Source organism: Streptomyces sp. NPDC005878 (genome assembly GCF_040629815.1).
Classification (GTDB): domain Bacteria; phylum Actinomycetota; class Actinomycetes; order Streptomycetales; family Streptomycetaceae; genus Streptomyces.
Window position 1 is genome coordinate 77,717 of sequence record NZ_JBEXWK010000023.1, and the last position, 24,537, is coordinate 102,253.

A 24,537-nucleotide genomic window follows, 5' to 3' on the forward strand; every position below is an offset into this window, starting at 1 on the left:
TCCCGCCCTTCGTGTGCGGCTCCTTGCGGCGCGCAGACTCACCCGAACAGACGCTCTGTGTTGCTCATAGGGTCTTGCCGATCCGCGGGCGGCTGTCGCCGGCATGTTGATCTGTCCGGTCACGGCCCAACGCCAGCACGACGCCATCGAGATCGAGCAGCTGTACCGCAGCCTGCGGCGTTCGGTTCACCCGTGGCCCGCCAGCCGGAAGCGTGGTCGACCCACGGTGGCCGGCGCACAGCACCGCCCTTGAGGAGTCGTTGCATCGGTCCTGCGTGGCCGCCTCAGCGACGTCGGACCCACTTCGTCGGAACAGGCCGCGGGTCGCCGCACTCCTCAGCAAGAACCTCGGCTCCGTTCCGCGCCTGCTCAGCCCGGTCCTCCGCGTCCGAAGCGAGGTAGCGGGAGGCTTCGTCGCCCAGCGCATCGACGAGCCGGTGCAACGACTCCGCGCGGCGCTCGAGGTAGCGCAGCCGCTCATCGGTGGACAGGGCGATGTAGTTCTCGGCGTCGCCGAGCAGCCCGACGAGTTCCGCCACCAGCAGTGCGTCGGCTGGGTGCCCGGCCCCTTTGCCGATCTTCTCGTTTGCGGTCATGGCGTCTGCCCGGCCGCCGCCAGCCGCTCCAGCTCGGGCAGCCCGTTGCCGCAGCAGTCCCCGCACACCAGGCGCCGGCGGTCCGGCTGGGTGGGGATGTTGTAGGCGAGGCGCCGCTCGGCGCCTGGTGTGCGGAGGTCGAAGCGGCACTCGGCACACAGCAGCCCCATCGCCTCTGCCTGCTTGGCCGTCCAGGCCGGCCACTCCGCCGCGAAGGAGGACAGCGCCAGCATCGTCATTCCGGTCGGTCGCGGCTCACAGTAGGTGAAGGTGAAGCCGGGCGTCTCGGACGGGAGTTGGTCGATCGACTGCTGGAGCGAGGGCATCCAGCGCACGAGCTTGCCCAGGTCGGCGAACGCGACTCGCACCTCCTGGCCCTTGCGGCGGCGCACCTCGCGTGCCCGGGGCGGCCGGAAGGCGATTACGATCTCGTGCGGCACGGTCAAGGTGTCCAGGTCCTGTGACAGCTCCGCGGCGGACGCCTTCCACTCCCCGGCGTTGTACTCGCGCCACATCGCCAGGCCGCCGCCGGTCAAAACGCTAGAGGTGCGCACGACCCCGACGAGGCGGCGCTGGGCCGCACGCTCGGCTTCCGTCACCAGCTGAGCCATCCCGCTCCAACCCTTCCATCGCCGGGGACCGCGCAGGTGCACCCACCTACACCGCGCTCAACGAGATCTTGCCCCCGCTGGTTGCTCTCTACGTTCCGAATGGTGTCCGATCGTCATCTCGTCTGGGGAGGAGGGCTTTGTACGCCTCCCGCCGTCGCCGGCGACCACGACGTGGCCGGCGGTGCGCTCGGCGACGGGGGTGGCCGGGCCGCCCTGGCACGCGCCGTCGACGAGGGCGAGCACCCATTCGTCCGTCCCGGACATGACCTGGCCACTCCGGCGGTGGAGTTCTCCGAGGTCAAGCCGATTGATCGAATGTTCGTGCGTATTGTTGGCGGGTCGGGATACCGTTTGCCGATAGATCATGAACGATGGGGGGCCGTATGGAGGCCATCGCAAACTCTTACCGGCACATCGGGCGCCCGCCCGGCATCCGTACCGGCGCCGACGGACTGACCGTGCGGCAGCGGAAGGTTCTCGCCTGTATTCGCGACTCGGTGAAGGAGCGCGGCTACCCGCCGTCGATGCGCGAGATCGGGGAGGCGGTGAACTTGTCGAGCACCTCATCGGTCGCCCACCAGCTCCTTGCCCTGGAGAAGAAGGGGTTCCTCCGGCGCGACCCGCACCGACCGCGCGCTTACGTCCTGGTCCAGGACGCTGAGCCCAATCCCAGCGACGCTGAGCTCACCGCCCGGGCGGCAGAAGCTGAACGTTCTGCGGCCGTGACGGAGGTTCCGCTCATCGGGCGCATCGCTGCCGGCATCCCGATCACTGCGGACCAACAGGTAGACGACGTTCTCACTCTGCCGCGCCAACTCGTGGGATCTGGCGAACTTTTCGTCCTGACCGTGGTCGGGGACTCCATGGCCGGGGACGGCAGCATCCTCGATGGTGATCTTGTCGTCGTACGGGTGCAACCAACCGCGGAACAAGGGGCACTCGTGGCCGCCATGCTCGACGGCGAGGCCACCGTGAAGCGCCTCAAGCGGAACGGCACCGACACTTGGCTGATGCCGGACAACAAGAACTACGCGCCCATCAACGGCAACGACGCCACAATCCTCGGCATCGTCACCGCCGTCATGCGCCGGATCTGACTCGACCGCAGGCAGCCATCGGGGCCAGCATCAGGCGGCGTCACGCTCTGCGTGACGCCGCCTCTTGTTCGCCCCGATCCAGCAACGCCCCACCGCGCACTGAACGGCCTCGGCATCACCGATGCGACCGCTCGCGCGGTCCTGCTGCTTCTGGCCGAGCACGTGCCCGGAGCCGACCTTCCTGACCGCTGCCGCGCGAGCCAGGGGATGCGGCAGGAGACCCGTGCGTCGTCTGCCGTCCGGCTACACCGTCATGACTCGGCCCCGCCGGGAGTCGGCCGTGGGGCTGCCGAGAGCACTACGCGGAGAAGGCCGGCGGCCGAGCCGGACTGGGCAGCCTCTTCGCGAGTTGCTTCGCGACGTGGAGGACGGTGCGGTCGGCGAGGTAGGGGCCGATGAGTTGGATGGCCAGCGGCAGCCCGGTTTCGGTCGTGCCAGCGGGAAGTACGAGGGAGGGCAGACCAACGGGGCTGGCGAGGTTGAGCCAGCCGGTCTGGTCGTAGAACGAGCGCCTTTGCCCGTCGACGGTGATGTACCGCTGCGGGGGAGGCGTGCTGGTCTGGTCGGGGACGGCCGCGGTCGGTGTGGCTGGCGTGATAAGGATGTCGTGCTCGGCGAAGTACTCCTCCCAGGTGGAGCGGAGTTTCTGGCGTGCTTCGTCGGCGACGCACCAGTCGCGGTGGCGCATGGTGCGGGAGTGGAGGAACAGACCGCTGGGGTCGTCGGCCGGGATCTTCTGTGCGGCTTCCACGTCGGCGGTGAAGGCCGCGTCGGTGGCGGTGGCCGATGCGGTGGCGTACATGAGCCGCTGGAAGAGCTTGTCGCTTTCGGCGAAGTCGACGGGCTCGGTGGAGTCGTCGATGTCGGCCCCGGCGGTGCGGAGGAGGTCGGTGACGCGCCGAAGGAGTGCCCGTGTGTCAGCGTCGACGTGGCAGTAGGGGTCGTCAGCCCAGACACCTATCCGGAACTCGCTCAGCTTGCTCTTGACCGGGGCTGGCAGGTCGATCTTCCAGCCTGGCCGATCGGCGGGTGCGGGGGCGGCGATGACGTCCAGGAGGAGGGAGAGGTCGTCGATGGTGCGGGCGATCGGGCCGAGAGTGATCATGTCGCTGCTGGTGGACCATCCGGGCAGGCGGGGGATGTGGCCTCGGGTGGGCACGATCGGGCTGGCGCCGCGGGAGGTGCGCAAAGCATAGACACCGCAGTACGCGGCGGGTAGCCGCAGCGAGCCGGCCAGGTCGGAGCCGACTTCAAGGCTGGTGAACCCAGCGGCGACGGCGGCAGCCGGTCCGCCCGAGGAGCCGCCGGCCGTTCGCTCCGGGTTGAAGGGGTTCACGGTCTTGCCGAAGATGGGGTTCGACGTCTGGATGTCCTGGCACATCGTCGGCACGTTGGTGTGGCCGATGATGATCGCGCCCGCGGCGCGCAGCAGGGCGACCGTGTCGGCATCGCGGTCGGGCACGTGGTCCGACAGGTCAGGGGAGCCGCAGGTAGTGCGCATCCCCTCCACCTCGAGGGCGTCTTTGATGGTCATCGGCAGGCCGTGCAGGGCCCCGAGGACGACGCCGGTACGGGCCAGGTGTGCGTCGGCCTTGTCGGCGGCGGCCCGGGCGCCGTCTGTGTCAATCGTGACGACGGCGTTCAAGTCCGGGTTCGATCTTGCGATGTGCTCGAGGTGCTGCTCCAGCAGGCTGCGACTGGTGATCTTTCCCTCGCGCAGAGCGGTGAGCTGCTCGTTGGCGGACGCCAGGCGGAGAGGCCGTGACTTTTCGGGGCGCTTGGAGGGGCGCTGGCGTGCGCTGGCCGGGAGGGTCATGGAGGTGGCTGTGGCAAGGGCGGCCGCAGCGCTGAGCACGGTCCGGCGGAGTATCACGTACGGGCTCCTGATGTGGTGCTGGCAGGGTCGGTGGCGGCCGCCGTCGTTCGGGGCGCGGTGAAGAAACCTGCGACGCGTTCAAGGTGCTGCAGTTCGTCGTCGTAGGTCGGCAGGGGCAGGTCCGAGTCTGCGTAGTCGGCCGGGGCCTCGACCGGCGCCTCCTTCCCGAGGCGCACCAGGGCCGCGCTGATCTGGTCTGCTGTGACGGCTGCTACCAGCTCGTCGCCGGTGAGTCCTTCGTCCTCGCGTCGTGCCTGGGATTCGGTGAGCACCGCGGGGTCCAGGTACCGGCGGAGCAGCTTTTGGCCGTGACGGATCTCGGTGGTGCGACGCAGCAGGGGGAAGTTGACGCTGCGGCCCTGCAGGATGGCTTCGTGCTGCCGGCTCGGCTGGAGCAGGGTGATGCCGGGGTTGGCTTTGGTGAGTGCGTCCCACAGGTGTCGTAGCCGCCGGTAGGCGAGGTGGGTGTTGATTCCGTTCCTCAGCGAGGCCAGGCGCAGGGCCAGCGTGGGCAGGAAATAGCCGACTTGGGTGAGGGCGGCGCCGACATCGCCGCAGATCCAGGCGTAGGGGTCGAGGCCCTTCACGCTGAAGTGGAACATGCCGCCGAAGACGCCGGCCAGGCGGATGCCGCTGTAGCCGAGGGTGATGGCCGCGCCGATCGCGACGAGCCGCAGGCCGGTGGAGATGGAGCGGTTCGACGCGGTGTGGGCGTACTTCCAGCAGGACCGGGCGAGATATACCTCGGCGATGCTGTACGTGATTACGTAGAGCAGCAGGTAGACCTGGAAGTACGGGTCGTGGGCGTAGTAGAGCGAGAAGTCGGTGGGGCGCTGCGCGGTGGGGGTGAGGAGAGCGAAGAGCACCGCCATCGCGGCGATGACGAGCGCAGCCGCGATGAGTAGGCGCCGGGTGCGCCGGCGGGCGGCTTCGACGGGCCTGGACCAGTGGGCCAGGACGCTGGCCTGAAGGGCGAGGACTAGGACTACGCAACTCTGTGCGATGGGAACGGCCACGTTCGTGATGCCGACCACGCCGTCAATACGCACCCATACCCAGGTGATCGAGGTGGCGTAGCTGAGAGCCGAGAACCCGTAGGTGAAGGCTAGGGCGACCAGGGCGGGGTTGCGCCGGTGTTTGCCCAGGTCGCGGAGCAGGAGAAGAAACCCGATGCCGGAGATTGCCAGGCAGAGCGGGTGAAGTATGTCTTTCAAGGTGCCCGTTCCGGTCAGCGCAGCAGTGTGCGGGCTATGGGGTCTTCGGTCTCCGACGCGCGAGCGGCCGCAGCGCGGGACTTGCGGACGTGCTCCTGCAGGAGGGAGCCGATCATCTCGGCCTCGAACTCGTCCGGCTCGGTGAAGCGGGTCCGGCCGAGGACCAGTTGGGCAGTGGCAGGGTCGATGTCCGTGATGAGACCGCCGAGGCTGGAGACGTCCAGGGACTCCTTCGAGTCTCGGTGCTTCAGCATGTGCGCGAACTCGTGGCCGGCGACGACGTCGGTGTACGCCGGGCTGACTCCCTCATCGTAGAAGAGGTAGTCCGTCGTGGCCGTGGCCATCCAGGCGCCACAAGCCGCCACCGGCTCCAAGGAGTCCGGGTCCGACAGGTCAGGCGTGAAGGGCACGGGCCGGATCTCACGGCCGGTCAGTTGCTCCATGAACGGCACCAGGTCAAGGACGCTGTCGACGGCTGGCAGTCCCAGATCCTTGACGAAGGCCCGACTGCGCCGTTCGACTTCCGCAGCTTTGTCCACGGGTCGGCGCGCACGACGGCCATGCCACATGCGTGTTCCTCTCGAAAGCCCTGAAGCTGAAGGATAGTAGTCGGTCACAAATCGTCGTCTGGGGCAGGAGGCAAGCCCTCCCGGGCCCGTGCGGCCTCAAGGCTCTTCATCACATCGTTGAGGCTCTGTGGGGAGAGCCCGATCGCACGGAGCGCGACCTGTTTCACGCCCGCCTGGCTGAGCTGACGCAACAGCTCGAACTGGCCAGTAACCCTACGTGTCACCTCGTCCTCGACGAAGAACGCGGCCTTGACTCCGAAGAACCTTGCGAATAGCGGGACCAGGGGCAGCCCAGGCTTCTTGACTCCTTTGCGGAGCTGCCCGATGTACGCACCTGTGATGCTTTCCTCGCCGTAAGAAGTGATCGTCCGGGCGACGTGCGCGTTACTGAACTCTGCTGCCCCGGGCGGCCTCACGCGGTCGAACAGGTAGTTCAGACGCTCGGCGAAGGAGGCCCCGGGGCCAGGCACGGGAACCGGCGGCGCCGGCTTCGACGTCTCGCTCTCCGGTGTCTCGTTTGCTCGGGCCACGATCACTACTTTCTCTCGACGTACTTAAACTATAGTTGACCGCCGTGATGGCCGGGGGTTAGGTTCGCTTGGCAGGCGCTTGGGGGCCTCGAGTCAAGGCGGCGACCAGATAAATGGACTTTAGAGGCACAGCGTGACGCGCATACGGTGGGCCGAGGGGGACCGGCCGTCCCGTAGTTCGGCGGACGCTCCTGCCCAATCTGGGCCGCAGCGTGGAGGTACTTCTGAGGCGAACGGGGCCGGGGCGAGGAGGACGGGGTGAAGACGTGCGGTCATCAGCGAACGGTCCGCAGGGGCGAGGCGGAAGTCGACTCCAGATTCGACGGAAACCTCCGTGACCCGAGGCCCCGCGGCGCAGATGCCCTTGCCCGCCGGTGGCGAGAGCTCCTCGACAGCCTGACGATCTACCGTGAGATCCGCCGGACGGCACGTGCCATCCGCAGAGACGTTGGTTTGTCAGGTGTGTACAGCCTCGACGACGTCATCGCATTCGTCTCGGCCCGGCGCGGACGGCCCATCCTCGTGCACTTCGAGCCGTTGCCGGTGACCGCGGCCTGCAGCTCCAGCGCTGACCACGACAGGATCGTCGTCGACTCAAACGCCAGCGAGCTCCTCCAACTTCTGGCAATTTTGCACGAGTTGGGGCACCTCCTCTACGACGCCCCGCGCTCCGCGTGTCAGCGCTCTGACGAGGCCCACGAGCCGATGGCGCAGGAGCTCGCCCGCCAGCTGTTCCCTGGGCTGAAGTCCGCCGAGGTGACCAGCTTCTTCCGGCGCTCGCGGTATGACAGCAAGCAGGAACGACGCGTCGAGATCTTCGCCACCGTGATGCTCGAGCGCCACCTCCTCCTGAAAAGTAGCGCGGACTTCGACTCTTCCACCCTGACCCACAGGAGAGCCGGTGTCTGACCCGACGACCGCCGTCTACCTGTTGATGACGGTCATCTTCCTGGTCATCGCCGGCTGGAAGACACTAGCCTTCCTCCGCGGCCCCACCGTCACCCTCGCGCTCATCGCGACCGCCTTCTTCGTCGGGGGCATCGTGTACGCGATGGCGTCCCCAGCCGGGTACCGGTTCCTCGGCGAGCAGTTCGGCGAGCCCCGGATCGCCACCCTGCCGATCTACGTCGGCATCCTGGGCTGCTACGCCGACACCCACATCCTCACCCTCCTGTGGACGCCCGCCCACGACGCTCCGCGCTCCAAGGTGCGACGCACCGTCGCGCTCTGGACCACCGCTTACGGGCTGGCCATCACCGCGATGACGCTGGTGTTCCTGGGCGCCGACCTCGACGGCCCCGCAGATCCGCTGCGGTTCAACACGCAGCAGGCCGACGATCGTCATGTGCAGGTATTCCTGGCAATCCTGTTGGTCGTCCTCGCCTGCGGAACCCTCAACACCTGGCAGCGATCCCGGCGCGCTGAGAGCGCCGACCCGCAGGTCCGCCATGCCCTGCGCTGGTTCGGCGGCAGCATGCTCGTCACGTTCGGCTACGTTTTGTGCTCGGCCCCGGCCATCATCCTGGCCGCGTTTGGGCACCAGGAGCTCCAGACGCTCGGCGTGTTCGGCTCCTACTTCGGCATCCTGGGATGCCTGGGCACCTGCTACGGCATGACTGGCGCCGCCTTGAGTGCCTGGCTGCGCGAGCGCCGCGATTCGGCCGCCCTGCAGCCGTTGTGGATGCTCGTCGTCGGCGACGTGGACACCGGCCTCATGTACAGCCCCGCCAGCGCCAAACCGCATCTGTGGGGGGCTGTCCGCGTCGTGCTGACCCGCCGGATCATCGAGATCCTCGACGGCATCCGGACCGTGCAGCCCTGGGCAAGCGCCGAGATCGTGCAGGCAGTCCACGAGCTGGAGGACGGCACCTTGTCCCCACACGAGCTAGAGGCCGTTGTCACCGCGGCGGTGCTGCGTGACGCCGCCGCCCGCTACCGGGCATCGCCGGAGGCCGAACGGTCCGAGGGCAAGCAGCTCCGGTCCGCCGCGGCCGGTCAGTCCGCGGGCATACTGCCGGGACAGGAAACGGCAGCACAGGACGAACGCGCCCGCCTCGTGCGCGTCGCCCGCGCGCTGCCGCACCCGCTCGTCGACGCCGCGCTCAAGCGCGCCTCGGCCGCACGATCCGCCGTCGAGGCCTCGGCCACCGAGCACCGATAGCGCCTGCGCCGTCGACGGGCAGGACCAGGACCAGTTCAGTAGTCAGAACATGAGCCGACCGGCTCGAAGGGGGTAGTTGTGCGGGCAGTCGTACTCGGGGGATCGATCGCCGGACTTCTCGCGGCCCGCATCCTGCATGAACATGCCGACGAGGTCATCATCCTCGAACCGGACGGCACCTGCCGACATCCGTCATCCGGTGCACCCCAGCGCACCCAGCTGCACGCCCTGCTGGCCAGAGGGCATGATCAACTGGAACGCTACTTCCCCGGCCTCACCCAGCAGATGGTGGCCGACGGGGCACGGCTGGGCACCGGCGGACAGGTGCAGTTCTATGTCGACGGCAAGCTCAAGGCCCCCCTCCCGCACGCCCGCATGATCGGCGCGAGCCGGACCTTCATCGAAGAACACGTGCGCCAGCGCGTCCTCGCCCTGGACAACGTGAGGTTGCTCGCCGGCCAAGCCCAGGGGCTGCGCATCCGCGCCGAACGCGTCTACGCCGTGCCCTACCGCGACATCGACACCGGCCAGGCGGCTGAACTGCCCGCCGACTTCGTCGCAGACACCATGGGACGCTCCAGCCGCCTCGGCCACTGGCTCGAGCAGCAGGGCTGGCCGGCCCCTCGCACCGAACGGATGCGCATCTTGCTCGGCTACGCCACCGCCCGCTTCCACCGCGGCGGCGAACTGCCCGATACCGTCATCGCGCACGCCACTCCCGGACCGGCCAGCAACTACCTTCCCGCCCGGTGCGAGCCCGGTGCCCTCACCGCGGTGGAAGACCACCGGTGGGACGTCGTCATCGCCGGATACGACGACTACCGGCCCGGCCGAGACCCAGACGCCTTCCGGGCCCGGATGATGCGCAGCGTGGAACCCCTCCAACAGGTCGCCCAGCACTGCGAGATGGACGGCGAACCCACCACCTTCCACGTCCACGACAGCCAGCGCCGCCACTTCACCAGCCTCCCCCGCCTCCCCGGCGGCCTCGTCGTGATGGGCGACGCCCTCGCCAGCGTCAACCCCATCTACGGGCAGGGCATGAGCATGGCCGCGCTCCAGGCCGACGCCCTCGCCCGGCACCTGGCCTCCGCAACGCCCGCCCACCGGCCCGCCCACCGCTACTTCCGGCGCGCGGCCTCCGTCGTCAATGCCGCCTGGCAGCTGTCGACCACCGCCGACCTCGCCCAGCCCCACGTCACCGGGCCCTACCCGTTCGGCTACCCGCTCCTGCGCTGGGCCGCCGACCAGGTCACCCGCGCATCCATCGTCGACCCCCGCATCAACAGCACGTACATGGATGTCGTCCACATGCGCCGCCACCCGCGAGCCCTCACCAGCCCGCGCGTCCTGCTGCGCACCACTCGCGCACTCTTGGCCCAGTAACCCAGCACCGCAAGGAACACGACATGCCCACATGGACCCGCGCGTTGCGCCGCGCCGGCATCGCCGATCCGGACCTGCAGGCCGCGTACGATCATCAGCGGACCCTCGTCAAGCGCTTCAAGACCGAGGAGTACCTGACGGTCCGGCTCCTGCTGCCGGCGCACCTGCACCCGCCGGTCATCGCGGCCGTCGCCTTCATGCACGAAACAGACCAGCGCATCGACACCGGCACGACCGAGGCCCGCCAGCAGGCACTGGGGGAGTGGGCGACCGCCACGCGCCAGGTGCTCGACGGTGCGCCCGCTCCCAGCGCAACCCTTCAGGTCCTCGGGGACGCCGTCTCCCGTCACCCGCAACTCCGGCAGCGTGTCGAGGACTTCCTGAGCGGGGCCAGCCACGAAGTGGAGTACGCCGGATTCGACACCGAGGGCGAGCTGCAGGCCTATATCGACGGGTACTCGCTGCCCGCCTTTATGCTCCTGGCCTGCCTTCTCACGCCAGCCCCGAAGGATGGCGCTGACACCGGCGCATTCGAGGCCCGCTGCCGCGACCTCATCGAGGCGATGCAGCGCGTGGACTTCCTCGACGACCTGGCCGAAGACGCCGTTCAGGGGCACATCGGCATCCCGGGCAAGGACCTGGAGCGCCATGCCGTGTCCGTTGCGGAACTACGCACGCCCACGGACACGGCCAGGGAAAGGTTGGGGAAACTGGTCGAAGAGCAGAGTGAACTGGCCCGCCGGAGCCTGGACGCCGGCCGACAGCTGACCGCCCTGGCTTCACGGCAGACACGCCCCTTCGTCACCGCCCTGCTGCGGGTGCAGGAACTCCGGCTGGACGCGGTGAGCAAGAAGGGCGGATGCCTCGCCGACGGCGGCGCGAGTCTGTCCAAGCCCGCGCTGCTGGGCGTGCTGGCCCGTCAGTACGCGGCGGCGCTGCGGGCGCGGTAGAAGGCACGCCGTACAGCATCACCTCTTGGGATGGTCCGGACTGTTGGGCACGTCGTCGTGTGCCAGGCCCAGAACTCCGCGTACCACGTTCAGCACACTGCGTCGGCGGCCTGCGGGAAGGGCGCGCATGGTGTCGGTGAGCTCGCGCAACTCCGTGTCCTCGGGGTGCGGTTCGGCCGCCCGAGCCGGAGGTGCGAGCCCGCTGAGCAGCGCTGCACGGAGTTCCTGCGCCAGCTCGTCATTGCCGGCCGCGATGCTGCCGCGCAGGGCCAGATGTTCGATGCGAACTCCCTTGAGCTGGGCGAGGACCAGCACTTGATCGCTCACGCGCTCAAGGGCTTTGACCAATGCCTCTTCGCCACTCATCGTGAAGAAGCCCGGCGTCACGCCGAACAGCCGTTCCAGGCTCGTGTTCACTTCCAGGTTGGGGTTGCGGTCGCCTCGGATCAACGCGGTCATGGTCGCCCTGGCGATGCCCACACGCTGCGCCAGCTGATCGGCGGAGTACTGCTTACCGTCCTCACGCAGGTGCGTCCTGCGCAGGAACTGCAACCGCTCCGGGAAAGAGTGGTTGAGCTCTTCCGACGGGACCGCTTCACCGGCGAACAGGCGCCGCACAGTGTCGGCCGCGATGCCTGTCGTCGACTCGATGTGGTCGAAGTCGACCAAACCCTCGGGGGTACGGTCCAGCGCCCTGATCTGATCGGTGAGCGCAGCTACAACCCTCGCAAGGTCGTGCTCCCCGAGGGTGTCGGGAGTGTCCATAAAAGGGCGGTCTCCTGCTCTCTGTGAATGTTCCTTGATGATCAGCGGGCGTCACGCTACCCCCTCTCAGATGTACCCCACATCGCCATCGGTCAACTTTGTAGCCATTGTGACTCACAGCGCGCCATGAGGGCTACAAACGTTGACACTGTCGATGACATGCAGCATGATCGCTGCTTGTGGGCGAACTGTCTACCTGCTGACTTCGGCAGGGGCCGTTTCGGCCATCCCTGCCCTTGCGCGGCTCTGCAGTGTCGCGCCCTGTGCCGGGTCCGGTGCGCTGGTCCTGCGGGCTGTGAGCCACCGAGTCCGGTGTCGAGCCCGCTTGGAGTCGCTACATGAACCCTGCATAACCGAGGCCGGAGTCGGACGGCAGCTGCATGGCGCGGCACCTGTTCGCTCCCGGGCCGGTGCCCGCAGGCACAGGCACTCAGGCCGTGTCGGCACCGCAGCAGAACGGGAGATCCGGTTCGCTGACGCCGCTCGGCACCAGAAGGTCCACAACCGTGCACAGCATGGCGGAACAGACGCTGGGGCGTCGTACCACGCCACATCGGACGCTGGTTGGTAGCGACCGCACCACCCGGTGTGTCCCAGCGATGGCCGCCAACGCGGCCGGAAGAAAGCCGCATCGTTAAGGGGGAACCGCAATGCACACCGACGTTCAGCGGAACGCCGGCTGGGAGGAGACCGCGGAATTCTTGGCCTCGGAGATCCAGGCCAGGCGGCTGCACACCTTCCTCAAGGGACGCCGCGAACATCTAGGCCTCCCCCAGGAAGCCATCGCTGCGCGCCTGGACATTAGCGGCCGTGCCTACGGCGACTGGGAGCGCGGCCGGGTCAAGGAGTGGAAGGACGAGAAGCTCTACGCCCTGGCGGAAGCCCTCGAGATGACCGAGTACCAAACCACCCTGCTGTTCCTCTACGCGGTCGGCCGCGCACCGCAGCCCGACCTGTGCGCTGCGCTCTACCGCCCTGAGCCGGAAGATCCCGCCGTCGCCGCCTTCCTGGGCGACTACACCGTCATGATGGACGCGCTCTCGCTGCCCTCGTTCGTCATCGACCAGGCGTGGGACGTGAAAATGGCGAACAAGGCCTTCCGGGACCTGTTCAGCGGCGTGCGGGCCCACCCCACCGCAATGCCCACGCGCAACTTCCTGAGGTTCGGACTCTTCCACCCGGACGCCCCGGCGATCCTCATCGACCACCTCAAGTGGCAACTCGCCATGCTCGCCCAGCTCTCCTCCAGCCTGGAGCGGCACAGCGACGACAACGGGCTCCAGGCCATCCGCCGCGATGTGTATCGCCATGCCGCGCTCCGCGACGCCTACCTCACCGACATGCCGAACTGGGTCCTGGGCACCGGCGCCGACCTGGTGCACCATGAAGGAGCGGTCCGTGTGCTGCGTCACCCCAATCCAAAGGTCGGCCTCCAGGGATGTCGGCTGGTCGAGGAGACCCCGCGGTCATTGAAGGCCCTCGGACTCATCCGCCTCACCCTGGTGCTCGTCGAACTCGATGACAGACTCTTTCCCGAGAGCTGCGATTCGCGCGACCCTCACGCGGCCTGACCGCGGCAGTCGGGCGCGCTGCAGGAGCAGGGTCGCCCCCGCTCGCCGTGCCCGAAACCCATAGCGCAGGCGCACGCCAAGGCGAACCTTTCCCAGATGGAGATCCTTGCCAGGCGACGGATTCCGGATCGCCTAGCGGGGCCGGGATAGCCGTCTGCGCCTCCTCCCCGTGTGGCGCTGCGATCGGTGGCCGCAGGCCGAGGGATCCCGGGATCGACTGCGTTGCCCCCAAAGCGTCCGGCCCCCTGTCACCCGCTGCCCGGCAGCCATGCGCGCTCCCCAGCTCAGAGGCGACATGCCTGGCTGTGTCCCACGGCTCGGGTCGGCGACGGCCATGAACCATAAGGCGACCTAGGGTGATGGCATGGATCTCGCTGACGATTTGATCACTGACCCGTACGGCGTCTACGAGCAGCTGCGGACCACGTCGCCAGTGCACCGAATTCAAGGCACTGATGGGCAGCCGGCCTGGATCGTGACCCGGTATGAAGACGTGAGAGCAGGACTCGCCGACCCGCGGCTCTCACTGGACAAGAAACACGCGCAGGCCGGCAACTACCAGGGTCTGAGGCTTCCGCCGGCTCTCGACGCGAACCTGCTGAACATGGACCCGCCGGACCACACCCGGATCAGGCGCCTGGTGGGGAAGGCCTTCACACCTGTCCGTGTCCATCAGTTGCGCACACCGATCCGAGCGATCGCCGACCGACTCCTGGAAGAGCTGGGGGAGGAAGGGAGCGCAGATCTGATCAGCTCCTACGCGGCGCCGCTACCGATCGCGGTGATCTGCGAGCTGCTGGGCATCCCACGCGAGCAGCGTGGCGACTTCCGCGCGTGGACGCAGGCCCTGGTTGCTCCGGACTCAAGTCGGCCGCAGGCCGCCAAGGAAGCCGTCGGCGCCATGATGCAGTTCTTCGCGGAGCTCATCGCGCACAAACGGCACAGCCCAGAGGACGACCTGCTGTCCGACCTGATCGCGGTCCGGGACACCGAACACGACCGGCTGTCCGAGGACGAACTGACGAGTCTGGCGTTCCTAATCCTGTTCGCCGGCTTCGAGAACACGGTGCAGCTCATCGGCAATGCGGTGCGGGCGCTGCTCGAGCACCCCAAGCAACTTGCTGCGCTTCGCCAGGATCCGTCGAAGATTCAGGCGGCTGTGGAGGAACTGGCTCGCTATGAGGGGCCCGCCCTCCTGGCGATCCGCCGGTTCCCGACTGAAGACGTAACGATAGGCGGCGTGACCGTGCCCGCGGGGGAGACCGTGCTGCTCTCGCTGTCCGCCGCCAACCGTGACCCGGACCGATTCAAAGACCCCGATCGCCTGGACATCGAGCGGGACGCCACGGGGCACCTCGCACTCGGCCACGGCATCCACTACTGCGTTGGTGCTCCACTTGCCCGGACCGAGACTGAGATTGCGCTCACCGCACTACTCGAGCGCTTCCCGCTCCTCGAACTCGACAGTGATGACGCTCCGCAGTGGCGACGCTCCCTGCGAGCTCGCGGACTGATGAGCCTGCCGGTGAGCTTCCGCACAGGACAGGGACAGCCGGCCTGACAGCCATCCGCGCTTCCGCGCATTTCTGTGGCCCCGGCCGAGCGGGGCCACAGTCATCCTCAGCCGGCGAGGGCCCGTTTCTGCCTCCTGTGATCGCGGAGGGCGCCGATCATGGGAAGGGTCAGCCCCGAGAAGAGGCACAGGATGGACAGTCCGGCCACGGTCGGACTCAGTGCCTCCTCAGCCGTGAGCGACCAGGGCGCATCCAGGGCGTAGCAGAGGAGGTAGCTGCCCTTGGAGATCGCGTAGGCCACGCCGAGCAAGGCGGCTGCAGCGGAAAGCGCGAACCCCGCGCCGCTCCAGGGGCGGATGCCCCAGTTGCGATGGGCGGTGCGGCCGCACATAAACGCCAGTTCGCCGCACGTGATCAGCACATAGGAGAGGTAGATCAGCAGGTACGCGACGACCTTCGCATTGTCGGCATGCGCGGTGGTGAAGGCGACGTCGGGTTCGTTGGTGGCCAGGAAGAGCGGCACCATGATGGCCAGATAGACAACGGCTGCGAAGCCACGCTGGAAGATCGCCGAGCGCAGGTACTCCGGCCGATAGGCCAGGTCGACCATGGTGACCTGGAGGAACGCGCACCACAGGATGGCGCAGATGTGCGCGATCAGCTTGGCCACGTTCGGGATCCCCGTGGCGCTCTCGGCCGCGTGTGCGACAGCCGGGACCGCGAAGAGAACTCCCAGCGTGCAAACCCCGAAGGCCAACGCGATAGACCAGGTGGAGACACGTGGATTACCCACAGCTCTCCGCATGCAGAGCGCTGTGACCAGCACGCCGGCCACTGTGCACGTCCCGAAGACTATGCCGTCCACTTAAAGCCCTTCCAATGAGTCCGCCGCGTATTCAGCGGCTTCGATGCTGCTGCGCCGACGGCGACGCCCGATCTTGGGTGCCTCCTCTGGCGCCTCCGGGAGAAGATGTTCGTCCTCCGCCGCCTCGTCACGAGGTCGCACCGGCTCGAGCCCTAGCTCGGCGCGGCGCCGTTTCAGATGTGCCACCACGTCGTCCACCGCGCTGTCCGGCATGCCGCCGAGAAGCGCGAGGATGTGACGTGCACGTGGGTCCTCGAAGGCCTTCAGCGCGGCGAGGTCGCTGTAGGCATCGTGGGGGAGTAGGTGCGCCGGCGGAACGCCGCCCAGTGCCCTGCACAGTGCCACGATGGTGTGCAACGTGGGATTGTCCTGGGTGCCGTTGGCCAGCTTGTTGACGGCGGCGTGCGAGACCGAGGCGTGGTCGCCCGGGAGCGCGTCGATAGCCGCGGACAGGGAACGCGATGTGTGAGCGCGGCCTTTGGCGTCCCGGCGGGAGGCCATCAGGGCCTTGAGCTTCTCCGCCAGCGAGGGACGGCCGCTGAAAGTCACCGCAGACCACGGTAGCCGGACAGGACCCGGAAGCCGTCCACCTGATGTCCGCTCACAACCCCGTCCCTCATCTGCCGTACACGCGCTGTGTGTACTTTAGTTGACACGCTCGAGGACGCAAGGCAGGATCACGAGTGTGATCGAGACCCTGTGCTCCAGCGCGTACACAGCCTGTAAGGCCTACCCGCGAAACCGCAACGGGGAACGATCACTTGGGAGCCACGCGCGGCAACGTAGCGTTCTGGAAACGATGCCGGAGGAACGGTACGGCCGGCGCTTCGCCGCAGCGATGACAGGCGCATGAGCGCGACACAGGCGAGGGGGAAGTGATGGCAATGGAGGCGCAGCGCAGCAGCACAGGGCGACCGTCGGAACAGCGCCGCAACTCGCTGCACGGCATCGACCAGCGCGCCTTCCTGCAGGACCTCGTGGGCACCGGCGAGCGAGGGAGCAACCCCTGCCCCGAGCTCGCACGTTCCTCCCACATCCGATCGAGATTCTTGATCATGATCCCTGCCCGGCGGGCCACCACTCAACTCGCGCTGCCCATGCCCCAATCGATGGCCGTCCGTCTCCGCCCTGTCGGCGGGGATGGGCGGACGTCGCGGGGCGATTAAGCCGTGCGGCGGGAACGGAGCCATGAAGCCGTGACGCCTCCGGCCCGGTCATGGCGTACGGGCCGCTCGACACCGCACGACTTCGACCCGGTTCCCTCCGAGGAGTGCCCCATGCCGACGCTGGGCTCGCTGCCTGACCACAAGTCTGATCTCGAACTCGCATTTGCCGCGTCGGGCTCCGCGGCCGCGGCGTCGACCGAAGTCAGCGGAGTATTCGCCATCACCCCCGAGGAGCTCTTGGAGGATGGCGTGCCAGGGGCGCTGCCCGAGGGCGCGTTGGTCCTCATTACCGGCACCGTGTCCTTCCGCCTGCGCGGCCGGATCATCACCGTGCTGGAGCTGCTGCTCGAACGGATGAGCCGCGATGCGAGTGCCGCCCTCGTGGTCCGGGCCGAGCCGGGAACGCGCCAGCCCTTCCCCCAGGCCATCGTGGACGAGGCTGCCCGCCGCGACATTCCCCTTCTGGTGACCACGGCGTCCGCCGAGGCGTGGGAGGGCACGCACGACGAGATCCAGCGCATGCGCCTGCTGGCCGCAGAGCTCAGAGCCTCCCAACTCGGCTCCCTTTTCGAGCAGTTGCCAGCCCAGCTCGCCGACCCTCGAGTAATCCAGCGCATAGTCGACTGGCTCGCCCGCGTCCTGGATGCCCAGGTCTTGGTGAGCGAGCCTGAGCGGGTACTTGCCGCAGCGCCTGCCACCGCAGCCGAGCACCTCGCCGGCGCCATCATCCGGCAGTCCGTCGACCGCTCGGCCACTCAGGCAACCGGTGGACCCCACACCCAGCTCATCTCGCTCGCCTCGGCCTCCACCGCCGACACGGTGCTCGCCGTCGCCCGGCGCACCCCCTTCGAGAAGGCCGACTTGCGACTGATGCGGTACGCGGCCAAGCTCCTTGGCCTGGTAGACCAGGCCGTCGGGGAGTACCGAGCCGCTTCGGACGCTTCCCGCGCCGCCCGCAATGCCGCCTTCGCACTCCTCCTGGACGGGGAGGTTGCCAAGGCCAGGCGGGTCATGGCCAACCTGGCCCCAGGGCTCCTGGACGCCGACACCGTGCGGATCTTCGTCATCGACACCCAGCCGGGAAACCGGGATGTCGCCATTCGCCGTTGCAACACGGCCGTCGGCCGCCGCTGTCTCATCGTTTGTGACCAGCACAGCGATCGGCGCATCGTGATCGTGCATCCAATCCCTGCAGGACAGGAGAGCAGCAGCAGCGTCGGCGACCAACTGACCCATCTCGTGAGGGCGCTAGGGCCGAGCGCTTCACTGGGCGGCAGCGGCATCTACTCTATGAGCCTGCTTGCCGACGCTCTGCACGAGGCCGTCACCGTACAGACGTTCGCAGCCCTGCAGCCCGATTCGGTCGCCTTGTCCGTGCACGACTCCGAACTCGTGACCCTTCTCCCGCAGCTCGAAGCACAGCAGTGGGCCCACAGCCTCCTCGCGCCCCTCATGCGCGACCCCACACACTGGGATTCCGTGCGGGGAACCCTGCCGACGGCACTCGCCTTCCCTTACACAGTCGCTGCCCGCCGCTTGAAGCTGCACCGCAATACCGTCACCCGGCGCGTTGCACGGGCCGCCGAGCTGCTACGCATGAACTTCAGTGTGGTCACAGATCGCATCGTTGTGGCCCTCGCCATGGAACTGGTCACCCACCGCGAATCCGCATCGCCCGACCTTCCCGGGGGCGACCCGCCGCAGCTGACTAATCTGCTGACCACGCCTCCGGTCAAGGCCTGGGCCGAGACCCTGCTCAAGCCGGTGCGGGCCGACCGCCGCGATCTGCTGGCCACTGCCGAGTCCTGGCTGAGCTTCGACACCCATGTCGAACCCGCCGCTCGGCAGCTTGAGCTGTCCGAGGTCACAGTCCGCTCGCATCTCCGGGCTCTGGAGAACTACATACAACGTGATCTCAGTACGCTGTCAGGAGTGCGCGACCTGATGATTTCGCTGCATGCCACACATGGTCGCCCCATTGCCCCTTCCAGTGAGCGATCACCCGGGCTGTGCGTCGTGGCCTAAATCGGGGCGACCAAGCAGACCCGACGCCCACGATGCCTGCCAAAGGCATGACAACCAGTTTTCGTGTCGCCGGAATTTCCGTGAATGCCTAAATATCGCAATGCATCCACCTCGGTGGGCCACGTGCGAGCGAACAAGGCGGAGTGTGCACGGTTTCCTGGATGCCGGCCCGTAGCATCTTCGCTCACGATCAGAGCGGCCAGTGAAATATTCACCGCACCCACAAATGTGCCTCGTGGTTGGACACGTCATTCAGTACTGATGATGCGGTCGTTTCATCAGCCCGAACGCCCTTCGCTTACCGTGTCGACAAATTCACAAAGTGACGATGAGGGGTCAGTGATCGACGGGAACTGACTAGTGAAGGCTCGGCGCGATCGTGTCGAGTGTAACAAGCCGGCGGCCGACTGCCTGGCGACTGGAGGGAAATGGAGCCTACAGTCTGCAATTTTCAGAGTTGCTGTGCACTCCCGTAAACGATCTCAAGGGGAAGGTGCACCATCTGTTCCGGATCAAGCAAGGTGGTGCATTGCTGAGGGTGTCCTTCAGTCAAATTGTGCACAGCCGAAATGGCAGCGCGCGCAGCATATGCCTACCGTTGTTTACGGACGCCGCACGGAGAAGTCCCGGCGGAACTTTCCTCAGGACAAGAGGTGCCAACAGGCAGCGTGAACTTGCGCCGTTCAAACGGATAATCCGTAATCAGCGGGGTTGATGCGGGGGAGTGGGCAGGACGTGCCACAGCCTAGGGCGACGAAGGAACATGAAGACAAGCGGCGCACCCCAGCGAGCAATGGCCAGCCCGCCAACGTGTTCGACTGGCTGGATCAGGATCCGGAGGCAACGGTCAACACCGCATCGCACAGCCGCAGTTCGCACCTGCAAGTCTCGTGGGGCACCCAACCGGCCATCCATGCGGCCACGAACAGCGCTGCATTATCGAGGGGTGAGACGTACATGTATACGGACGTGCGCCAGGCCGCCCGCCCGCAGTCGACCGCAGAGGGCCTCGCCGCGGAGATGCAGACATACCGTCTGCAAAGCTTTCTCAAGGGGCGACGCGAGCACCTCAACCTCCGTCAGATCGAGGTTGCCGAGCGCTTGGACATCAGTGAACGCGCCTACGGGAACTGGGAGAGAGGGCAGGTCAAGGAGTGGACGGATGAGAAGCTCTACGCCCTGGCGGAAGCCCTCGAGATGACCGAGTACCAAACCACCCTGCTGTTCCTCTACGCGGTCGGCCGCGCACCGCAGCCGGAGCTGCGCGCTGCGCTCTACCGCCCTGAGCCGGAAGATCCCGCCGTCGCCGCCTTCCTGGGCGACTACACCGTCATGATGGACGCGCTCTCGCTGCCCTCGTTCGTCATCGACCAGGCGTGGGACGTGAAAATGGCGAACAAGGCCTTCCGGGACCTGTTCAGCGGCGTGCGGGCCCACCCCACCGCAATGCCCACGCGCAACTTCCTGAGGTTCGGACTCTTCCACCCGGACGCCCCGGCGATCCTCATCGACCACCTCAAGTGGCAACTCGCCATGCTCGCCCAGCTCTCCTCCAGCCTGGAGCGGCACAGCGACGACAACGGGCTCCAGGCCATCCGCCGCGATGTGTATCGCCATGCCGCGCTCCGCGACGCCTACCTCACCGACATGCCGAACTGGGTCCTGGGCACCGGCGCCGACCTGGTCCACCACGAGGGCGCGGTTCGCGAACTGCGTCACCCCGAGCCGGGCGTCGGCCGCCAGGGATGCCGACTGGTCGAAGAGACCCCCCGCTCGCTCCAGCGTCTCGGGTTCACGCGCCTCACCCTCGTGCTCATCGACCTCGACGAGCGGTTGACGCCGGAGCGCTGCGCGTCCCACGACCAGCACGCGGCCTGACCCGACCACTCCCCACCAGAGGTATCGGCGCCCCTCCACGGCAGGCGGGCGGCACGCTCTGCCGATGTTGCGCGGGCCCGCTCGGTTCGAGCGGCCAGACCGATGACCCGGCACGCTGACGTAGTCGGCGGGCTCACACACCTGACCGGCATCGGGAACCCGAGCAGCGGCGCGACATCGGGATATCGCGGATGGGCCGTTCGAGCTGGTCAGAGACCGCGTACGCGCAGCGAACAGCCTCCTGGGCCAGCTCGCGGTCTTCGGTGAAGACAGCCCTCCAGCGAGCCGCGTACGGGTGTCGCTCCCGCCCTCGCTCGGAGCGCGCAGCGGCCTGGAGGCCGCATGCTCGGAGCCGTCCAGCCTGTGCCGCTGGCCGCTTCGACAACGGACGCGGAAGACCGGCCCGCCGGACACAACCGGGTAGGCGAGGATGGTCGCCGCACGGGAGTGTCTCCGCGGAATCCGGGCAGAGGGGACGAGCATCATGGAGAAGCACGCGAACCTTGGGCGCGCAGGCGCCGATCGCGGCGCCACGGGCAGAGAGGCGCAGACCACCATCCAGATTCTGCTGGCCGACCCGGAAGTCCGTCGTCTGGGCGAGGAAATCCGTCTGGAGGAGCTCCGGCTCGGGCTGCACCTGCGCCCTCAGTATGAGGCCCTGCAGGATCGGCACGAGCAGGCGCTCCGGGCCGGCGACCACGCAATCCTTCAGCGGGGCTGTCCCGGCAAACATGGCCGGTGGGGGCGCATCTGTGTCCTGGACGCGGGGCACGAGTCAGAGGACCCTCATTGGGGCGTCAACGGGGAGGGGACGCCGGTTGCGTGGGTCGGGAGCGCCGCGGACGATGACTGAGCGCGATCCTTAGAGGGTGGCAAGCCCTGCTGACTGCCTGCGACTTCACGGTCGCGGCTGCTGCTCGGCGAAGATCGTCCCGGCTCCGGCGCGGGCCGGCGCGGTTGCGGGTGCAGGCCGTGCGTGTCAGCTCGCGAGCCGCATGGCACCGCTGCCCAGCTCGCAACGGGCGCTCAGCCGTGCGGCGCAGGCCAGCGCGGCCGCGGCGTATTCACGCCGGTTGCGTTCCATCTGCGGGCGCAGCCCCATGACGACGAGCGAGCCGTACACGGTCGAGCCGCGCCACAGCGGCACCCCGAGCATCTTCCAGTCCGGCAGCGGCGACTGAGTCAGCACGTACCCCTCGGAGCGTATCTCCCGCATCAGGTGGCTCTGCGGAGCGCCGTCGAGGTGCGAGAGGATCGCCAGCCCGGCCGCGTCCGCGGTGAGCGGCGCGTACCGCAAGGCCACCTTGGTGTCGACGTCGGCGTGGTTGAAGGCCGCCTGGAAGTCGCTGCGGCGGCCGTAGGTGTGGTCGAGCATCAGCCGCCCCGGAGTGTCGTCGATCAGGACGGCGCTGAACGCCATCGCGACCTGGGCGGTCTGCCGCTGCAGCACGGTGGTCTCACGGTCGAGGGCGCTGTCGTGCGGCAGATTGAGGTGGACGCTCGCATCCGGACGGTGGTTGGCAACGTCGGTGGCGATGCCGTAGCGGCCCGGCGCGCGGTAGATCAGGTGCTTGGCCTCCACCCCGGCGCGCAGGATGCGGTGGACCGTCGACTTGGTGACTCCGGACTCGTCGATGATGCGCCGCAGCGGGTGCAGTCCGGGGCCCATGCTGTTCAAGGTCTGGAGTACGAGGTAGACCCGGGCGTGGGCGGTCATGCCGTCATCCACCGTGCCGGCGGCCTCGACAAGCTCGGCGTCGATCACTGACAGTCCCTCCTGGTTGGCACGAGCGGGGCTTGATCCCGCCTCACGGGTCCCGCCAACTACATCTCTACCGTGCAGATCCGATCTTGTGGAGGAACCACCCCTTCCAGGAAGAGGGTCTTCCAGTGACCCACCAAACACATGGCTGGCCGCGGCAGTTGGCGGCACCTGGGAAGTAAAACAGCAGGTCAATGGCGGTTTCGCAGAGGCGCGCGACCGCGCGCAGCGCAGCGGGACGTGGGAGCACCGCCTCGTCGTGCCGAGTCCCACCCCATGGACCGGACTCCCAGAGAAACCCCGTGTGACCTGCGTAAATACCGCACTCTCCCATGGCGTGGACCGCGTCCCGCCAGCAGCAATCGGGAATTCGGTTCACGTCCCGCTACGCGACACAACGAGCCGCATGTCGACCGTGCGCAGGGAATCGGAGCGAGGAGCCATTGCCCCGCCCCGACCACCCGGCGAGAGTGACCACACCCTCTGGCACCGCCAGCGAGCGCACCACTTCCTACCCCTCTGGAGCACCGCCCGTGAACACCCACGCGCCCTACCGGGACGACGGCCCCGCCGGGTATCTCGTCGTCTTGGGCAGCGGGCCGCAGGCGGAGTGGGAGTACGCCCTGCAACGCCTCGCCGCAGTGGGGCCGCTGCTCCTCATCGATGCGGAGCCGCCAACCTGGCAGCAGCCCCTCCTGGCCGAGGCCCGGACCGCCAGTCTTATGGACCCGTACCAGGTCCTCAGCACGGTTCAGAAGTTCGCCAGCACCCGACCCCTCGTCGGCGCGCTCACCTTCCACCCCGCCCATTCCCGCACCATCGACCTGCTCCGCCGCGAGCTCGCCCTGCCTGCACCGCCCACCGCGACTATCGAAGCAACCACCCTGCGCCATCGCACGGCGCAACTGCTCACCGCCGCAGGCGTGGACAACAGCGGAGCCCTCCACGCAGACACCTACGACCAAGCCCTGGAAGCAGCCCACCAAGTCGGCTTCCCACTGGTCTGCAAGCCCGCCTCGCCCCGCGTGCGGTACGCCGCACGCCAGGTGAGAGGCCTGCCCGAACTGGCGGAAGCCTTCTCGGCGGCCACCGCCGCCACCTGGCACGGCACCGGCACGGTCATCGAGCCACTGCTCGACGGCATCGAGGCGACCGCGTACACCGCCGACTTCCCATCCGGTCCCAGGGTCGTCGCAATCTCCCACGCAACCTTCGATCCGCAGGCCGAGCCCGCACTGGTCCCGGTGGAAGTGGTCGTCGACGCTGAAGACGTCTGCGCGCCCGCCGTCGAGGACGCCGCAAGCCGCGCGCTGGCCGCCCTGGGACACCGCTCGGGACCGGCCCAGATCCGCCTGCGGATCACCTCTACCGGGCCACGCGTCATCAGTGTCTCAACCCATCTCACCGACCCCCTGCTCGGCATGCTGATCCAGCAGGTGACCGGGATCGACCTCATCTCCCAGGCCGGCCATCACGCCCGCGGCCGGACCCTGCACGACGACGAGAACCGCCTCGGGGCGACAGCTGTACGTTTCCTCCAGGGTCCCGGCAGTGCCGCACTGCTGCCGCCGAACGCCGCGACGCACCCCCACCTCACCCCGTACGCAACCCTCCGCCCTTATCCAGCCGAGCGCCCAGTGGGCCCGCTGCAGCGCAGCGGGCACGTCCTCGTCTCCGGCATGGACTATCCGCAGTGCACCGCCCGTTTGCGCAGCGCCGCCGCCGAGCTCCGCTCAGCACGCCTCTCCGCATAACCACCAACCCGCAAGGAGCCCCGAGCATGTGCTCTCGCGCATTTTTCACCGCCGAACTACCCCCCTCCCTGCTCACGCGCAGGGGCTCGGCACCGGCACAACGCCCAGCCCCACCGGCCCTGGCAACACCCACGCCCGGCCAGGCCCCCGGAGCACCCCGCCGGGCCGCTGACGGTGGAGGACCCCCACTGCACCGCGCCACACCCTGAGCGAGAAGATGGCGGCTGCTCGTACATCCCAGAAGGGG

The 24,537-nt window shown here is 67.9% G+C and carries 21 protein-coding genes; 11 read left to right on the plus strand and 10 right to left on the minus strand.

Annotated elements, in window-relative coordinates; all coding sequences use genetic code 11:
* Positions 1–284 precede the first annotated feature (284 nt).
* Together ABZ404_RS28065 and ABZ404_RS28070 are read right to left on the minus strand one after the other, a co-directional pair.
* Positions 285–596 (minus strand): hypothetical protein, encoded by a 312-nt coding sequence (locus ABZ404_RS28065; protein ID WP_358837673.1) that lies wholly within the window; start codon positions 594–596, stop codon positions 285–287.
* Positions 593–1,207, minus strand: coding sequence for a hypothetical protein (locus ABZ404_RS28070; RefSeq protein ID WP_358837674.1), 615 nt, complete (start codon positions 1,205–1,207; stop codon positions 593–595). The genes ABZ404_RS28065 and ABZ404_RS28070 overlap by 4 nt, the downstream gene beginning before the upstream one ends.
* Positions 1,208–1,590: 383 nt before the next feature.
* Between ABZ404_RS28070 and lexA the strand changes: the two genes are divergently transcribed.
* Positions 1,591–2,304, plus strand: coding sequence for a transcriptional repressor LexA (gene lexA / locus ABZ404_RS28075; protein WP_358837675.1), 714 nt, complete (start codon positions 1,591–1,593; stop codon positions 2,302–2,304).
* Between the two features lie 298 nt (positions 2,305–2,602).
* Here lexA and ABZ404_RS28080 read toward each other — a convergent pair whose 3' ends face one another.
* The 4 genes from ABZ404_RS28080 to ABZ404_RS28095 all read right to left on the minus strand — a co-directional run bounded on the left by ABZ404_RS28080 (position 2,603) and on the right by ABZ404_RS28095 (position 6,493).
* Positions 2,603–4,177, minus strand: a complete 1,575-nt coding sequence (locus ABZ404_RS28080) for an amidase (RefSeq protein WP_358837167.1) — start codon at positions 4,175–4,177, stop codon at positions 2,603–2,605.
* Positions 4,174–5,394, minus strand: coding sequence for an MAB_1171c family putative transporter (locus ABZ404_RS28085; protein ID WP_358837166.1), 1,221 nt, complete (start codon positions 5,392–5,394; stop codon positions 4,174–4,176). Before ABZ404_RS28085 ends, ABZ404_RS28080 begins: the two co-directional genes overlap by 4 nt.
* Before the next feature lie 14 nt (positions 5,395–5,408).
* The gene (locus ABZ404_RS28090) at positions 5,409–5,933 is read right to left on the minus strand and encodes a hypothetical protein (protein ID WP_358837165.1); all 525 of its coding nucleotides are present in this window, start codon (positions 5,931–5,933) and stop codon (positions 5,409–5,411) included.
* Positions 5,934–6,007: 74 nt separating this feature from the next.
* On the minus strand, positions 6,008–6,493 hold the full coding sequence (locus ABZ404_RS28095) for a hypothetical protein (RefSeq protein WP_358837164.1): 486 nt from the start codon (positions 6,491–6,493) through the stop codon (positions 6,008–6,010).
* 258 nt (positions 6,494–6,751) lie between these two features.
* On the opposite strand from ABZ404_RS28095, the gene ABZ404_RS28100 reads away from it, so the two are divergent.
* From ABZ404_RS28100 to ABZ404_RS28115, 4 genes are all read left to right on the plus strand, one after another.
* On the plus strand, positions 6,752–7,402 hold the full coding sequence (locus ABZ404_RS28100) for an ImmA/IrrE family metallo-endopeptidase (protein WP_358837163.1): 651 nt from the start codon (positions 6,752–6,754) through the stop codon (positions 7,400–7,402).
* Positions 7,395–8,654: a DUF6545 domain-containing protein gene (locus ABZ404_RS28105; protein ID WP_358991031.1), complete on the plus strand. Its 1,260-nt coding sequence runs from the start codon at positions 7,395–7,397 to the stop codon at positions 8,652–8,654. The genes ABZ404_RS28100 and ABZ404_RS28105 overlap by 8 nt, the downstream gene beginning before the upstream one ends.
* Before the next feature lie 78 nt (positions 8,655–8,732).
* On the plus strand, positions 8,733–10,040 hold the full coding sequence (locus ABZ404_RS28110) for an FAD-dependent monooxygenase (RefSeq protein ID WP_358833166.1): 1,308 nt from the start codon (positions 8,733–8,735) through the stop codon (positions 10,038–10,040).
* Positions 10,041–10,063: 23 nt separating this feature from the next.
* Positions 10,064–10,990 (plus strand): squalene/phytoene synthase family protein, encoded by a 927-nt coding sequence (locus tag ABZ404_RS28115; protein WP_358833165.1) that lies wholly within the window; start codon positions 10,064–10,066, stop codon positions 10,988–10,990.
* Between the two features lie 18 nt (positions 10,991–11,008).
* Here the strand turns inward: ABZ404_RS28115 and ABZ404_RS28120 are convergent, their stop codons facing one another.
* Positions 11,009–11,755 carry a helix-turn-helix transcriptional regulator gene (locus ABZ404_RS28120; RefSeq protein ID WP_358833164.1) on the minus strand — a complete coding sequence of 249 codons (747 nt, stop codon included), beginning with the start codon at positions 11,753–11,755 and terminating at the stop codon, positions 11,009–11,011.
* A 650-nt stretch (positions 11,756–12,405) separates the two neighbouring features.
* Here ABZ404_RS28120 and ABZ404_RS28125 point away from each other — a divergent pair.
* Together ABZ404_RS28125 and ABZ404_RS28130 are read left to right on the plus strand one after the other, a co-directional pair.
* On the plus strand, positions 12,406–13,326 hold the full coding sequence (locus tag ABZ404_RS28125) for a helix-turn-helix domain-containing protein (protein WP_358833163.1): 921 nt from the start codon (positions 12,406–12,408) through the stop codon (positions 13,324–13,326).
* 364 nt (positions 13,327–13,690) lie between these two features.
* On the plus strand, positions 13,691–14,887 hold the full coding sequence (locus ABZ404_RS28130) for a cytochrome P450 (RefSeq protein ID WP_358833162.1): 1,197 nt from the start codon (positions 13,691–13,693) through the stop codon (positions 14,885–14,887).
* A 59-nt stretch (positions 14,888–14,946) separates the two neighbouring features.
* Here ABZ404_RS28130 and ABZ404_RS28135 read toward each other — a convergent pair whose 3' ends face one another.
* Entirely contained in the window at positions 14,947–15,510 is a 564-nt protein-coding gene (locus ABZ404_RS28135; protein WP_358833161.1) for a hypothetical protein, read from the minus strand.
* Between the two features lie 195 nt (positions 15,511–15,705).
* On the minus strand, positions 15,706–16,254 hold the full coding sequence (locus ABZ404_RS28140; protein WP_358833160.1) for a helix-turn-helix transcriptional regulator: 549 nt from the start codon (positions 16,252–16,254) through the stop codon (positions 15,706–15,708).
* A gap of 728 nt (positions 16,255–16,982) precedes the next feature.
* On the opposite strand from ABZ404_RS28140, the gene ABZ404_RS28145 reads away from it, so the two are divergent.
* The 3 genes from ABZ404_RS28145 (at position 16,983) to ABZ404_RS28155 (ending at position 21,627) form a co-directional block, all read left to right on the plus strand.
* The gene (locus ABZ404_RS28145; protein WP_358833159.1) at positions 16,983–18,896 is read left to right on the plus strand and encodes a helix-turn-helix domain-containing protein; all 1,914 of its coding nucleotides are present in this window, start codon (positions 16,983–16,985) and stop codon (positions 18,894–18,896) included.
* 957 nt (positions 18,897–19,853) lie between these two features.
* Positions 19,854–20,774, plus strand: a complete 921-nt coding sequence (locus ABZ404_RS28150) for a helix-turn-helix domain-containing protein (RefSeq protein ID WP_358833158.1) — start codon at positions 19,854–19,856, stop codon at positions 20,772–20,774.
* A 484-nt stretch (positions 20,775–21,258) separates the two neighbouring features.
* Positions 21,259–21,627: a hypothetical protein gene (locus ABZ404_RS28155; RefSeq protein ID WP_358833157.1), complete on the plus strand. Its 369-nt coding sequence runs from the start codon at positions 21,259–21,261 to the stop codon at positions 21,625–21,627.
* Positions 21,628–21,753: 126 nt separating this feature from the next.
* Here the strand turns inward: ABZ404_RS28155 and ABZ404_RS28160 are convergent, their stop codons facing one another.
* Complete coding sequence (locus ABZ404_RS28160; RefSeq protein ID WP_358833156.1) at positions 21,754–22,539, minus strand: helix-turn-helix domain-containing protein; 786 nt, start codon at positions 22,537–22,539, stop codon at positions 21,754–21,756.
* Between the two features lie 530 nt (positions 22,540–23,069).
* On the opposite strand from ABZ404_RS28160, the gene ABZ404_RS28165 reads away from it, so the two are divergent.
* Positions 23,070–24,290, plus strand: a complete 1,221-nt coding sequence (locus ABZ404_RS28165; RefSeq protein WP_358833155.1) for a hypothetical protein — start codon at positions 23,070–23,072, stop codon at positions 24,288–24,290.
* Positions 24,291–24,537 lie beyond the last annotated feature (247 nt).

What these genes read in the sequence shown, in the direction of transcription:
- ABZ404_RS28065 (WP_358837673.1), bottom strand. Translation starts at nt 596, where the DNA reads ATGACCGCAAACGAGAAGATCGGCAAAGGGGCCGGGCACCCAGCCGAC.
- ABZ404_RS28120 (WP_358833164.1), bottom strand. Translation starts at nt 11,755, where the DNA reads ATGGACACTCCCGACACCCTCGGGGAGCACGACCTTGCGAGGGTTGTA.
- ABZ404_RS28150 (WP_358833158.1), top strand. Translation starts at nt 19,854, where the DNA reads ATGTATACGGACGTGCGCCAGGCCGCCCGCCCGCAGTCGACCGCAGAG.
- ABZ404_RS28070 (WP_358837674.1), bottom strand. Translation starts at nt 1,207, where the DNA reads ATGGCTCAGCTGGTGACGGAAGCCGAGCGTGCGGCCCAGCGCCGCCTC.
- lexA (WP_358837675.1), top strand. Translation starts at nt 1,591, where the DNA reads ATGGAGGCCATCGCAAACTCTTACCGGCACATCGGGCGCCCGCCCGGC.
- ABZ404_RS28125 (WP_358833163.1), top strand. Translation starts at nt 12,406, where the DNA reads ATGCACACCGACGTTCAGCGGAACGCCGGCTGGGAGGAGACCGCGGAA.
- ABZ404_RS28130 (WP_358833162.1), top strand. Translation starts at nt 13,691, where the DNA reads ATGGATCTCGCTGACGATTTGATCACTGACCCGTACGGCGTCTACGAG.
- ABZ404_RS28115 (WP_358833165.1), top strand. Translation starts at nt 10,064, where the DNA reads ATGCCCACATGGACCCGCGCGTTGCGCCGCGCCGGCATCGCCGATCCG.
- ABZ404_RS28155 (WP_358833157.1), top strand. Translation starts at nt 21,259, where the DNA reads ATGGAGAAGCACGCGAACCTTGGGCGCGCAGGCGCCGATCGCGGCGCC.
- ABZ404_RS28145 (WP_358833159.1), top strand. Translation starts at nt 16,983, where the DNA reads ATGCCGACGCTGGGCTCGCTGCCTGACCACAAGTCTGATCTCGAACTC.